This is a genomic window from Flavobacterium antarcticum DSM 19726 (assembly GCF_000419685.1).
Classification (GTDB): domain Bacteria; phylum Bacteroidota; class Bacteroidia; order Flavobacteriales; family Flavobacteriaceae; genus Flavobacterium; species Flavobacterium antarcticum.
In genome coordinates this window covers 1-13,497 of sequence record NZ_ATTM01000007.1, presented here as the reverse complement: position 1 = coordinate 13,497, position 13,497 = coordinate 1, and the positions used below count along the sequence as shown (strand labels likewise).

The window sequence follows — 13,497 nt, the reverse complement described above, 5'->3', positions numbered from 1 at the left end:
ATTTGAAAATTTTAAAGAAAAAAGCCTAAAAAAGAATTTTAGGCTAGAATAGTACTATTTTTTTATTAAAACAGGAAGCAATGGAACAGAGCCTGAGTAATTAGCATCAACGCAAAAATTATAGTATGAAGCGTAAGCTGCTGCAAATTCTGATTGTGTCATCGGTTGCTCAGCCGCTATTGTTTCAACTTTAACAGCTGCTGCTGCATACTTTTTACAATCCGTTGCAATTTCTTCCAATTTAATTTTTTCTTCTTTAACCGCGGCGTTATTCGCCATACTACTTCCTACAAATGCTATCATTGCGATAGCACTAAAAATAACTTTTTTCGTTTTGTTTAACTATTAAATTTATAAATTATTTTTGGTTAATGCATTAAACCTTTTATAAAATTGTAGCATTAATTTCTGTTAGCAAAATTTAAAATTGTTATTTATGAAAATGTATCATTTTTCTGTACTAATTGGTATAGAAAAACTATACATTTTCTTAATTCTTGTTTAATTAAATCAAAACTTCTTCGGTATAACCAATATAGGAAACGACGATTCCATATTTTACATTATTATCGAGTTCTGATCGAAAACGTCCTTTAGTATCAGCCATGGCAAACTTAATTCCTGCTTTTTCTTGCAAAGGTTTTGCAATTAAATTAGCGGATTCTAAAGGTTGATTTAAGGAATCAGAAACTACTCCTGTTATGGTTTTTTGGGAAAAGACGGAGATGGAAAGTAGGAGGAAAAGTAGTCGGGATTTGGGCATGAAATTTTAATGAACAATAAAATTAATCATTTAGACAATAAACTTTAGGATAAATCAACCTTTAAAATTTTCTGCGTTTTGCTCAAGTTGTTTATTGTAAGCTTCTAAGGAAATGGTTTTTACATTTTGTAGAAATGATAAATCAAAATTAATATTTGAATTCAAATCTATTTTTTTTGCACCAAAAATCACATTTCTAACTTGTAGTTCTAATATTAAACCCGGCAAGTTACTATACCCATTTGGTCCATATCTGTATGGAAGTTCTGGACAATACCATGCAATAACAGGATGATTAAATATCTTTCCAGACCCATTGTCTATTCGATTTACATTAGTTGCTTTATAACATAAATAATTATCAATCATCTTCGTTTCATTTTGTAATTCCCAATTATCTTTTAGCGGCTCTTTTATCAAAGTACCCTTTTCTATGTAGTTCATTTCTTGAAAAATATTATTTTCAAATTGATACGTTATACCCGAATACCCAGTAAAAAGAGTTGCATTCTTTATATTGTTTTCAGAAATTGACAATATAGAATTTTCGTAGAATTTTGAGCCTGAATTATTAATAATTAAATTAAATTGCAAATTATTAGACCCCATTCGAGCATTATCAAACATTTGTCTTAGACTAGGATTACTATTAAATAATTCCTTTTCATTATCTATTTTTACAACATATTGAACATTTACATTTTTCTGTTGAGCAAATGATAAACATACGATTAAGAGCGTAAAAATAAAGATTACTTTTCTTTTCATAATATGATTTTTAAATGGGGCTGTTTCAAAAATAAATTTGAGGCAGCCTCTCTATTTTTTTGAGTTAATTAGATTTTTGTAAATCAAATGTCATGTTTTTAACATTTTCACCTTTACACCAAAAATACATTTTTAAACCTGCTTTATTCGCATCTTTATCACTCATTCCTGTGACTTTAGCTTCTTTGCGTAATCCACTTGAATCATTTATTGCTAATTGTTCTTTCATCTCAGAATAGGAAACCACTTTGTTAGCTTCTAAATCAAAATGCACAAATTCAGCACCTTTTTGAGCCATTGCATAATAATCTTTTACAGCTTCCGCATTTGGAAAACCTTCGTCTTAACCAATTTTTAATGAATAATTTACTTTAGCAGAATTGGTTTGAGCATAAATACTTAATGATAGAACTAAAAAAATAGAAGTTTTTGTATCATGAATTTTACAATAAAGAGGTTTTAAGAATAAAGAGGAAGAATTATTTCTTCCAACGGAAGCTTTCCATCATATTCTGTAAATCATTTCTTAAATAACTTGCAGCAGGCATGATCGAATCAAAGTTAGGTTTTGCATAGAAGTAAACGGAACAATCTACAAAGTAACTTGTACTGTCAGTCAAATAAAATTGAGCATTCGTAGCTGCATTACCATTAACCGCATAGTACATTCCGTAAACACCATCTTTTTTATTTATAAAAGGTTGTTCTACAATGTCATCTGCTTTTACTACATGTTTGTAAGTCAGCGTTTGAGCGTCTCTTAAAAGCAAATTGATGTTGTTGTTTATGGGTTGAAATGTGAGATAAATCGTCGCTTTCATTTTTGGGTATTGAATGGTCAAGTTGCAGTTTTTTTCTTGAATCACTTTCCCATCACTGTTCACTTCAAATGTAAACGGACACGAAGCGTCTTCAAACGTTTTGTAAGTTGCTTCGGGATAATCCAGTCGCAAACTAGAAGTTGGTTTAGGTAAAACATCGTCTTTACAGCTTGAAACTATAAATAATCCAATTGCCAAAAAATATACAAACCAATTTTTCTTATTCATGCTGTTTCGTTTTATATGAGGTTGCCGCAAAGCGAATTCCGACACAAATTTACAGTAAATAATACGAGAATATGCATCTAAAGAGATCCTATAATTAGGAGTTTAAAGTAACTTTTATTTGCTTAATCCTTTTCTTGTCGACCAATTCAACCGTAAAAGTACATTTCTCGAATTGAACTTGTTGGCCCTTTTTTGGGAAATTGCCTAAAATTTCAAGCAAAAGTCCGGCTAACGTTTCCGCTTCTCCCTTTCGTTCTTCAAAAACAGCTTCGTCTACGTCAATAATTCGGTAGAAATCCTTTAGATAAATTTTCCCTTCAAAAAGAAAGTTGCGTTCGTCAATTTGCGAATAATTAATGTCTTCATCGTCAAATTCGTCGCTGATATCGCCTACAATTTCTTCGATAATGTCTTCCAGAGAAACCAGTCCTGAAGTACCACCGTATTCGTCAACTACAACGGCAAGATGGCTTTTCATGCGTTGAAAATCTTTCAGTAAATTGTCTAATTTTTTATTTTCAGGAACAAAGAAGGGTTCGCGTAAAAGTGTCAACCAATCGAAATCCTCCGCGTCAATGTGCGGAATTAAATCCTTGACAAACAAAACGCCTTCAATATGGTCAATATTATCTTTGTAAACTGGAATTCGAGAATACCCTTTTTCCAATACTTTTTTCAAAACTTCCGAGAAAGACTCATCATTTTCTATAGCAAAAATATCAATTCGCGGACTCATTACTTGTTTGGTTTCCGTATTTCCAAAAGAGACAATTCCCTCTAAAATCTTCTGTTCATCCGACGAGTTTTCATCCGAAGCAGTCAGTTCTAAGGCTTGAGAAAGTTGGTCAACAGAGAAATTCGATTTTTCTTTACCAAGTTTTTCCTGCAAATAAATCGTCAATGATCGCATCGGAATGCTGATGGGCGAAAGTATTTTTTCCAAAAAAGCGATAAAGTAAACGGTGATTTTTGCAAATTTAATATTGTTCCGACTTGCAAAAATTTTAGGCAAAACTTCGCCAAAGAACAAGATGACAAAAGTTATCAAAACAATTTTTGTCAACAACCGCAATCCATAATAAGGTATAGAAAGAAAAAAGTTGCGACTTATCGTGACAAACAGAACTACGATTGCAATGTTGATCACATTATTGGCGACTAACAAAGTCGCTAACAATTTTTTAGGACGTTCCAATAAATGCGAAATAATTCTTGTTTTTCGAGGACTTTTTGATGCAGATTCATCCAAGTCCTCTGCTGAAAGCGAAAAGAACGCTACTTCGGCTCCTGAAATTAATGCGGCAAAAAATAATAATACAATAATTAGGGCGAATCCAATTATTACTGTAAGGTCTAGCGTTTCTATAAATTGTAAACTGGGGGGTTCTGGGTCCAAAAGCGTTAAAATTGGTTAAACATTAGTACGGCAAGTCGTTTTTAGGCAAATCATCGTCTTCAAATTTCGGTTTGTTCAACTGAGATCGACTGTCGTCAGAATCTTTTTTCAAAGTTAAAAATGTAAATTCTGTTACCTGAATTTCAGTTGTATATTTTTGAGAACCACTGTCGTCTTGCCATTGGCGTGACTTGATTCTTCCCTCAATATATACTTTGTCTCCTTTTGAAAGGTATTTTTCGCAAATTTCAGCCGCTTTATTTCGGACAACAAGATTGTGCCATTCCGTAGAATTTATTTTCTCTCCTGTACTTTTATTAATGTAAGTTTCGTTTGTTGCTAAAGGAAAGCGACCGATACAATTTCCTCCATCAAAATAGTGCATTTTTATTTCATCGCCTAAGTGGCCTACTAAAATTACTTTATTTACTGTTCCGTTCATCTTATTGTTCCTGTTTGTATATCCAAATATAGTAAATTTTGGATTAGTCCAATAATTCCTTTTCAATAAAATTGTAAATAACAATTGGGAATGGGCGTTTTTTAACTTCTGAAAACGGCAATCCGCTGTCTAAAAGGTCTTTTATGGAAATTTTCCAAAACTGAATGGATAAATTTTGATGTGATAATTTATGTTTTACAGGTACTGACGACAAATTTTCGATGCTAATTACTGCATATTTGTCAGAAAATTCTTCTGATGAAAGTTGGATTATTTCCTCTAAACCCACATCATTGGCTGTTTCAATCAACGGAAATTCATATAAATTGTGCCAAATCCCTTTTGCAGAACGCTTCTGAATCAGGGTATTTTTCACTTCGTCTTCAAAAATCAAGTAGTTTAGATACCGATTGGTCACTTTTGTTTTCTTTGTTTTTACAGGAAGTGCCGTGATTTTATTGTTTCTTAATGCCAAACAACTGTCGTTAAAAATGCAGATTTCGCAATTGGGATTTTTTGGAACACATTGCAAAGCGCCAAATTCCATAATCGCTTGGTTGAATACCGCAGGATTATTTTTTGGCATTAGTTCTAGCGCTAATTCTTGAAATTCTTTTTTCGCGGAAGCATTTGAAATGTCGGTTTCAACTTGGAAAACGCGTGACAAAACCCGAAAAACGTTTCCATCAACAACAGGAACGACTTCGTCAAACGAAAAAGAAGCAATTGCGGCAGCGGTATAATCACCAACGCCTTTTAGTTCTAGCAATTGTTTGTAATTGTTTGGGAACTTGCCTTTTAAATCATTCGCAACAAATTTTGCCGTGTAATGTAAATTTCGAGCTCTGGAATAATACCCCAATCCTTGCCATAGTTTTAGCACTTGTTCTTCCGAAGCATTTGCTAAATCAAACACCGTTGGAAAAGCGGAAACAAATGCTTCATAAAAGGGCAAACCTTGTGCAACTCGCGTTTGCTGCAGCATAATTTCAGAGAGCCAAATCAGGTATGGGTTTTGAGTTTCGCGCCAAGGCAAATTGCGTTTGTGTTGTAAATACCACTTAATTAATTGTTTAGAAAAAATCATTATAAAATTTGAGAGTACAAAAATAGTCGTTTATGTGATTAAATTTTAATGAATTAGGATGATATATTGTTTAATTAATTCATATATTTGCACTCTCAAAAAAATAGTACATCAATATAAATTGAAAAGAAAATGACGAAAGCAGATATCGTAGCGAAAATTTCAGAAAGATTAGGTCTGGAAAAAGGAGATGTTCAAGCAACTGTTGAAACGTTTATGGATGAAGTAAAAAATTCATTGGAAACAGGTGACAACGTTTATTTAAGAGGTTTTGGTAGTTTTATCATCAAAACTAGAGCAGAAAAAACAGGACGTAATATTTCTAAAAACACTACTATTAAAATTCCTGCCCATAATATTCCCGCTTTCAAACCTGCAAAAGTGTTTGTAGAAGGTGTAAAATTGAATAACGAAGCAAAATAAATAATTTATTAATCAAAAAATCAACCCATTATGCCAAGTGGTAAAAAAAGAAAAAGACATAAGGTAGCAACTCACAAACGTAAAAAACGAGCGAGAGCTAACCGTCACAAGAAGAAAAAGTAGTTTTAAACTACTTTTTTCTTTTTAACGTTCATTGAAATTGAATTCAGTAATCAGTAATCAGTTTTTTAGTGGTCAGCAACTGAACACTTCCTAACTTAACACTGAATACTCTTTTCCCCGGGTACACAAACCTGTTAATTATTGTTTAATCCATCCTTACGAAAAGTTCAGGTTGCAGGGTTTTGGTTTCAAGGTTTAACTTTGAACCGTAAGCCTTCTGACCTTTCACCTATTACGTTTGGATAAAAATTTACAAGGTGAATAAAGAATTAATCATTCGATCAAGTTCTGACGCTGTAGATTTTGCCTTATTAAAAGATGGAAAACTAATTGAATTACACAAGGAAGAAGAAAAAAGCAACTTTCAGGTAGGCGATATTTTTATCGCTAAAATCAGAAAACCAGTTGCTGGATTGAACGCGGCTTTTGTAAATGTTGGCTTCGAAAAAGATGCCTTTTTACATTACCACGATTTAGGTCCGAATTTAGCTTCCCAACTGAAATTCATTAAACTTGTTACTACAGGTAAATTAAAAGAGTTCTCTCTGAAAAATTTTCAGTTTGAGAAAGAGATTGATAAAAACGGCGTTGTTACGGATGTAATAAGTGCCAATCAATCCATCTTAGTACAAATCGTAAAAGAACCTATATCGACAAAAGGTCCACGAATCAGTTCAGAACTTTCGTTGGCCGGACGATTTATTGTTCTCGTTCCTTTTTCTGACCGCGTTTCTATTTCGCAAAAAATAGAATCAAAAGAAGAGAAAGAGCGTCTTAAGCGATTATTACAATCCATCAAGCCTAAAGGTTTCGGCGTTATTGTGCGAACAGTAGCCGAAGGCAAAAAAGTCACAGAAATAGAAAAGGACTTGACAACATTACTCGACAGATGGTCGGGAATGTGTAAAAAATTACCAACTGCTCATCATCCCTCAAAAGTATTAGGTGAACTCAACCGAGCTTCCTCAATATTAAGAGACGTATTCAATGACACTTTTAGTGGAATACACATAGATGACGAAGAGTTGTTTTACCAAACAAAGGATTATTTGCAGGAAATTGCTCCTTCAAAACAATCTATCGTTAAGCATTATCAATCGAAGGATACTCCGATTTTTGAAAAGTACAATATAGAAAGACAGATCAAAACCTCATTCGGCAAGACCGTTTCCATGAGTAAAGGGGCTTATTTAATTATCGAACACACTGAAGCTTTGCACGTTATAGACGTGAATAGCGGAAACCGTTCGAATAAAGCAACCAACCAGGAAGATACGGCACTTGAAGTAAACATGATTGCAGCAGCAGAAGTTGCGCGTCAATTGCGTTTGCGTGATATGGGCGGAATTATCGTAATCGATTTTATCGACATGTCTGATCCTGAAAACCGTAAAGTTTTATACGATTTTCTACGTGAAGAAATGAGCGATGATAAGGCGAAACACAAAATTTTGCCTCCAAGTAAATTTGGCTTGGTGCAAATTACAAGACAGCGTGTTCGTCCAGAAGTGAACATTAAAACAAGTGAAGAAAGTCCAGATCGTGATTCGGGCGAGATTGAAGCACCAATTTTGATTATCGACAAGATCGCTTCTGATTTAGAACTAATGTTGAAAAAGCACAAGAAAGTAGTCTTAAACGTTCACCCGTTTGTTGCTGCATATCTTGCAAAAGGATTCCCTTCGATGCGTTCAAAATGGTTTTTTGAACACAAAAAATGGATCAAAATAATACCAAGAGACGCTTACACGTTTTTAGAATACCATTTCTTTGATAAAAAAGGAAATGAACTTACAATAGATTAATGCTGAATTTAGGTCAGTACCTCAAAACCGCTTTTCGAAAGATTAGCGGTTTTTTTGTTTTTGAAATTGAAGAAATTGTTATTGAATTAGAGGTTTTACACAACTTAGACGAATTTTTTAATCTGTGAATATTCGTGTAATCGGTGTACTATTTCTTTTTTGGACAAAATTATAATCCTTCGTGTGGACTAATTGTTGCGTTTTATTGCTAGTCAAAATATTTAAGAGCCATTTTTTCACGTGTTCAATCTGATTTCTCTAAATTATATTTCTTTTCTATTTTTGCTTTTGTATTTTAAGTACATTTAGAATATTATTCGATTCATTAAATTATCTGCCAAAATGCGCTGGAACTATAAACCAAAACCGACTCCTGAGAAAATTTCGACTCTTGTTGAATCCTTAAGTATTTCGCCTTTAATTGCTGAATTACTTGTTTCTCGCGGCATTACTACTTTTGAAGATGCCCGACTTTTTTTTCGTCCTTCACTAACCGATTTACATGATCCGTATCTAATGAAAGATATGGACAAAGCTACGGCTAGAATTGAGAAAGCGATTCTTTCTGGTGAAAACATCATGGTTTTCGGCGATTATGATGTGGATGGCACGACCGCCGTTTCGTTAGTTGCATCTTATTTGAAAACAATTTATCCCAATGTTACTACTTATATTCCGGACCGATATGCAGAAGGTTACGGTATTTCCTTTATGGGAATTGATTATGCAGACGACAATGAGATTTCACTAATCATTGCACTTGATTGCGGAATTAAATCAGTGGATCATGTGGCTTATGCCAAAGAAAAAAATATCGACTTTATTATTTGTGACCACCACCGTCCAGGCGATTTAATTCCAGATGCGGTTGCAGTTCTTGATCCTAAACGGGTAGATTGTGATTATCCTTACGATGAATTATGCGGTTGCGGAATTGGATTTAAATTAATTCAAGCGCTGGGACTGAGTCGAGGACAAAGCACAGAGGATCTGGTAAAATATTTAGATTTAGTTGCAACTGCAATTGCAGCTGATATAGTTCCAATGACTGGTGAAAACAGGATTTTGGCGAAATTTGGATTGGAAGTAATAAATTCAAATCCACGACCTGGAATTAAAGCGTTAATTCATCAAGTTAAAAAAGAAGAATTGACGATTACCGATGTGGTATTCATTATTGCGCCAAGAATTAATGCCGCAGGAAGAATAAAACATGGAAATTATGCCGTACAATTATTGTCGGAATTTGATTTTGAACAAGCAATAGAATTTGCACGAGAAATTGAAATGTACAATTCAGAACGAAAAGAATTGGATAAACAGATTACTGTAGAAGCGTTAAACCAAATTATTTCAAATCAGGAAACAGACCGTTTTTCAACTGTTGTTTATCAGGAAGATTGGCACAAAGGTGTTATTGGTATTGTGGCTTCTCGGTTGATAGAGCATTATTATAGACCCACTTTAGTGTTTACGAAAAGTGGTAATAAATTAGCGGCCTCCGCTCGATCGGTACTTGGTTTTGATGTTTACAATGCGTTGGAAGCCTGTGCTGAACATTTGGAGCAATTTGGTGGACACATGTATGCAGCAGGAATGACTTTGCAAGAAGAAAATTATGAAATGTTTAAAATTGCCTTTGAAAATCAAGTCAAAAATACCATTTCAGAAGAACAACGCGAACCCCAAATTTTAATTGACATGGAGTTAGATTTGGCTGCTATCGATGAAAAAATGATTCGGATTTTAAAGCAATTTGAGCCTTTTGGTCCTGAAAATATGACGCCGGTTTTCGTTTCTAAAAGTGTTTTTGATACAGGTTACGCAAAACCGATGGGTGGAAATGACGAACATTTGAAATTGTTTTTGAAACAAAATAATTCAGAGGGATTTGCCGCAATTGGATTTGGTTTAGGCACTAAATTCGACTTAGTTAAGAACCGAAAACCTATTGACATTGTGTATTCGCTGAGTGAAAATGAATGGAATGGTAAAACTTCGTTGCAGTTGAATTTAAAAGACCTGCAATAAAAGTAAGTTTAACTTTATTATTTAGAATTATTATAAATAATAAAGTTATATTTGTTCTCAAAGATTTATTTATGGGAATAATGAGGCAGATTTACGGCAACGATTTTGGTATGGCCTTTTATTGGAATCAAAAAGAAGAGGTAACTTCTGAGAAAGTGCAGTTGGTATTTAAAGAATCTGGTTTTCATTTAACATTATCGGAACTGGAACAATTTTCGGCATTAATAGTTGAAAGTAAATCACGAACAAGTTGTTGTTCCGATTGTAAAGCGAAAGCAACATGCAGCAGGTTTTTACTTCAAACGCCTGCAAAACAGATTGATTTAGCTGTGTCTATTGATGAGTTAGAAGGCATTCACGATTTGGTAAATGGCACTATTTTCAAGATGAAATTACAAAATTACATTCTCGGTAGGGGTAGAAATTAATTTTTGAATTCTTTCAGTTCGAATTTTTCACCATCAAAAACACCGTACGTAAAATATCCAATCCAATCGCCCAGATTTACATAGTACGAATTAGGTCCCACTTCGATTTGCATCGGAAGATGGCGGTGGCCAAAAATGAAGTAGTTGTAATGTTTGGTTTCGAGTTTTTTCTTAGCGTATAAAACTAACCATTCTTTGTCTTCGCCTAAATAAACTACATCTTCGTCTCCTGAAATCAGTTTGTTTTTTACTGATAAATATTGGGCTAATTTCATTCCAATATCGGGGTGTACCCATCTGTAAAGCCACTTTGAAAATGGAGCAGTAAATACTTTTTTCATTCTTTTATACCCTTTATCGCCAGGACCTTTTCCGTCTCCGTGGCCAATTAAAAAGGTTTTATTTCCAAATGTAAATTCTTTATTGTCGTGGTACGTGGGTATGTTGAGTTCTTTTTCAAAATAATCGGCCATCCATAAATCGTGGTTTCCTACAAAAAAGTAGATGGGAATTCCGCTGTCTCTGATTTCTGCTAATTTTCCTAAAACTCTGACAAAACCTTTGGGAACAACCGTTTTGTATTCAAACCAAAAATCAAATAAATCGCCTAATAGGAAGATCGCTTCTGCATCGTGCTTTATTTCGTCGAGCCATCGAACGAATTTTTGTTCTCTTGGAAAACTTAATTCGGAAGTTGGTGCGCCAAAATGTTGATCAGAGGCAAAATATATTTTTTTTAGACTTTGTTGAATCATTTTTTATTTTAAAAAGTCAAAGATACTAAAACTCCCTAAATAAATAATTGATGAGATACCGATTGAATTTTGAACAACTACTTAAGTTTACTATGTCTCGTTATTGAATATAACATTTGCGAACTAATTAGTTAAATATAAGTATTTGCGTGAAATAGTCTTAAAATTTGTTAAATTTGACTTTCCATATTTAATTGGAATTACTATTAAAAACCTATAAATTTTTCATTTCATGAAGAAAATTACCTTATTATTACTCGCGATTTTATACTCTTTCGTCGGGTATTCACAGTTCCCTGAGAACTTTGAGAGTACGACAGTTGCCGGTGGTTTCCCCACAGGTTGGCTTGTTACGGACAATGGAGTAGGCACCAGTGTAAGCTGGGCTATAACGGACGTTCCAAGTGTTGTTATCAATGGCACGAAGTCGGCTTATATCAATAGACAAAATATTGGTATGGGCAATACTTCGGAGGACTGGTTGATCAGTCCAGCGACATTGATACCTACAAACGGTCAGTTGCGATTTCTGACCCAGCAAACATTGCCAGGGAATCAACAAACCTTGTATCAGATTCGGATTTACTCTGGAGCGTCTCAATCGGCTTTGTCTTCGTACACTGTTTTGAAGCAATGGACCGAATTTGAATTAAACGCAGTACATAATGTGGTAGAGGAGAAAGTCGTAGATTTTCCTACAGCCTCAATAGGAACCAATACCTTTATCGCATTTGTAAGAGTGTATACCCAACCAACGGCAGGTGTAGATGGAGACCGCTGGTTAGTGGATGATATCAACGTGGTTCAAAAATGTTTGACGCCTTCTAACTTAAGTGCCAATACGATTGCCGCTACAACGGCTAATTTATTTTGGCCTGCAGTCACTGGAGCCACAGGATATGACTTGGAAATCTTAACTTCTAGTACCCCAGCCACAGGTACTCCAACCAATTCAAGCGTAGGACCTACGTTTCCAGCGGAAAACTTGTCACCAAACACCAATTATAAATATTACGTACGAACCAATTGTGGAGGCGGAAACTTCAGTGAATGGGTAGGGCCTTTTAACTTTACGACCCTAGCCATTGGAACAGCCTGTTCAGATCCTATACTTATTTCGAGTTTGCCTTATCAAACTGTTGATAATACGGGAAATTTCGGAAACTTATTAGCAGGACCTCAAGTAGCTTCTTGTATTTCAGGAAGTGTAAACTACCAATCGGGTAACGATGTTTTCTATAGCTATACCGCTACAGCGAGTTGCCCGGTAAGTTTTACATTAAACTCGGCACAAACACGCTCTTCGATGTTCATTTACGCAAGTTGTGCAGGACTTACAGGCCCTTGTTTAGGAGCCGCTGGAGATGCAACCAATGCTACTCGAGTAATCAACCTTGCAGTTACCGAAGGCGTTACGTACATCATCGTAATATCTTCAAACGTACAATCGCCAACAGTAGGCTATAACTTGTTAATTCAATGTGAAAACTGTCCTTCAAAACCAACGGATTTATTGGTAGCAAATACCACTTTAAATGGCGCTGATTTTTCATGGACCGCACCTACAGGAACTGTAACTTCTTACCAAGTAGCAGTACAATCTCAAGGAAGTACAGTACCATCAGGAGCTGGACAGTATATAGGAATTACCGGAACTACTTTTACACCAACCGATTTAGATCCAGCTACTCCATACCAATATTGGGTACGTTCAGAATGTTCTCCAGGGGTATTTAGTGCTTGGTCAGGACCGATCTTATTCAACACCCAAATTTGTGCCCCAGCCGATAAATGTGACTACACCTTTAGAATGACCGACAGTGCCAATAATGGATGGAATGGAGCACTTATGCAAGTGCGTCAAAACGGCATTATTGTAGCAACAATAGGAAGTACGTACACGTTTCAACAAGGAGCAGGACCAGTGGATGTAATAGTGCCACTTTGTACCAACGTTCCGTTTGATATTTTCTGGAGTGTACCAGGAACACAACCCCAACAATGTATTGTAACAGTTATCAATAAATTTGGACAAACTATTGCAAAAGTAATTGGAGCAGATGAAACAGTAGGGACCTCAATTTATAATAATGTAGTGAATTGTACCGCTCCATTATGTAACATTGCACCAATCAACGTAACAGTCACTTCTATTACCACTACCGGCGGAACCATTAACTGGGAAGCACCAGGGACAGAAGGAGTAGGATTTGATATTTATATTGTACCAACAGGACAAGGAGCACCGGATGAAAATAGCACACCTACTTTCTCAGGAACAAACGGAACTGCAGCACCATTTTCTTTCAATATACCAGTACCCAATACATTAATACCCGATACTTCTTACGATGTATATGTACGTGTAGAATGTAGTGCACCAGCAGATTCACCATGGTCTGTTGTAAAAACATTTAAGACATTACC

The 13,497-nt window shown here is 35.0% G+C and carries 14 protein-coding genes; 5 read left to right on the top strand and 9 right to left on the bottom strand.

The genetic code is table 11. The features are described from left to right. Nucleotides 1–54: 54 nt before the first annotated feature. The 8 genes from YWA_RS0112415 to mutY all read right to left on the bottom strand — a co-directional run bounded on the left by YWA_RS0112415 (nucleotide 55) and on the right by mutY (nucleotide 5,505). Nucleotides 55–303, bottom strand: a complete 249-nt coding sequence (locus YWA_RS0112415; protein WP_157505351.1) for a hypothetical protein — start codon at nucleotides 301–303, stop codon at nucleotides 55–57. A 202-nt stretch (nucleotides 304–505) separates the two neighbouring features. Further along, nucleotides 506–763 (bottom strand): carboxypeptidase-like regulatory domain-containing protein, encoded by a 258-nt coding sequence (locus YWA_RS0112410; protein WP_022828836.1) that lies wholly within the window; start codon nucleotides 761–763, stop codon nucleotides 506–508. A 54-nt stretch (nucleotides 764–817) separates the two neighbouring features. Beyond that, a complete protein-coding gene (locus YWA_RS15440) occupies nucleotides 818–1,531 on the bottom strand; it encodes a GLPGLI family protein (protein WP_022828835.1) in 714 nt (237 codons plus the stop codon). Nucleotides 1,532–1,595: 64 nt separating this feature from the next. After that, nucleotides 1,596–1,829, bottom strand: a complete 234-nt coding sequence (locus tag YWA_RS0112400; RefSeq protein WP_022828834.1) for a hypothetical protein — start codon at nucleotides 1,827–1,829, stop codon at nucleotides 1,596–1,598. Between the two features lie 181 nt (nucleotides 1,830–2,010). After that, on the bottom strand, nucleotides 2,011–2,580 hold the full coding sequence (gene gldD / locus YWA_RS0112395) for a gliding motility lipoprotein GldD (protein WP_022828833.1): 570 nt from the start codon (nucleotides 2,578–2,580) through the stop codon (nucleotides 2,011–2,013). Between the two features lie 94 nt (nucleotides 2,581–2,674). After that, on the bottom strand, nucleotides 2,675–3,976 hold the full coding sequence (locus tag YWA_RS0112390) for a gliding motility-associated protein GldE (RefSeq protein ID WP_022828832.1): 1,302 nt from the start codon (nucleotides 3,974–3,976) through the stop codon (nucleotides 2,675–2,677). Between the two features lie 22 nt (nucleotides 3,977–3,998). After that, nucleotides 3,999–4,418 (bottom strand): single-stranded DNA-binding protein, encoded by a 420-nt coding sequence (locus tag YWA_RS0112385; RefSeq protein WP_022828831.1) that lies wholly within the window; start codon nucleotides 4,416–4,418, stop codon nucleotides 3,999–4,001. 43 nt (nucleotides 4,419–4,461) lie between these two features. Beyond that, nucleotides 4,462–5,505, bottom strand: coding sequence for an A/G-specific adenine glycosylase (gene mutY, locus YWA_RS0112380; protein ID WP_022828830.1), 1,044 nt, complete (start codon nucleotides 5,503–5,505; stop codon nucleotides 4,462–4,464). A 132-nt stretch (nucleotides 5,506–5,637) separates the two neighbouring features. On the opposite strand from mutY, the gene YWA_RS0112375 reads away from it, so the two are divergent. The 4 genes from YWA_RS0112375 (at nucleotide 5,638) to YWA_RS0112355 (ending at nucleotide 10,315) form a co-directional block, all read left to right on the top strand. Beyond that, a complete protein-coding gene (locus YWA_RS0112375; protein ID WP_022828829.1) occupies nucleotides 5,638–5,928 on the top strand; it encodes an HU family DNA-binding protein in 291 nt (96 codons plus the stop codon). Nucleotides 5,929–6,308: 380 nt separating this feature from the next. After that, the gene (locus tag YWA_RS0112370) at nucleotides 6,309–7,856 is read left to right on the top strand and encodes an Rne/Rng family ribonuclease (RefSeq protein WP_022828828.1); all 1,548 of its coding nucleotides are present in this window, start codon (nucleotides 6,309–6,311) and stop codon (nucleotides 7,854–7,856) included. A gap of 342 nt (nucleotides 7,857–8,198) precedes the next feature. Next, nucleotides 8,199–9,887 (top strand): single-stranded-DNA-specific exonuclease RecJ, encoded by a 1,689-nt coding sequence (recJ, locus tag YWA_RS0112360; protein WP_022828826.1) that lies wholly within the window; start codon nucleotides 8,199–8,201, stop codon nucleotides 9,885–9,887. A 71-nt stretch (nucleotides 9,888–9,958) separates the two neighbouring features. Continuing rightward, nucleotides 9,959–10,315, top strand: a complete 357-nt coding sequence (locus tag YWA_RS0112355; protein WP_022828825.1) for a hypothetical protein — start codon at nucleotides 9,959–9,961, stop codon at nucleotides 10,313–10,315. On the opposite strand, the gene YWA_RS0112350 is transcribed toward YWA_RS0112355, so the two are convergent. Next, on the bottom strand, nucleotides 10,312–11,070 hold the full coding sequence (locus YWA_RS0112350) for a UDP-2,3-diacylglucosamine diphosphatase (protein WP_022828824.1): 759 nt from the start codon (nucleotides 11,068–11,070) through the stop codon (nucleotides 10,312–10,314). The genes YWA_RS0112355 and YWA_RS0112350 overlap by 4 nt on opposite strands. A gap of 232 nt (nucleotides 11,071–11,302) precedes the next feature. On the opposite strand from YWA_RS0112350, the gene YWA_RS15095 reads away from it, so the two are divergent. Then, nucleotides 11,303–13,497 (top strand): fibronectin type III domain-containing protein (locus tag YWA_RS15095; protein ID WP_022827859.1); only part of this gene is annotated, 2,195 nt, incomplete at its 3' end.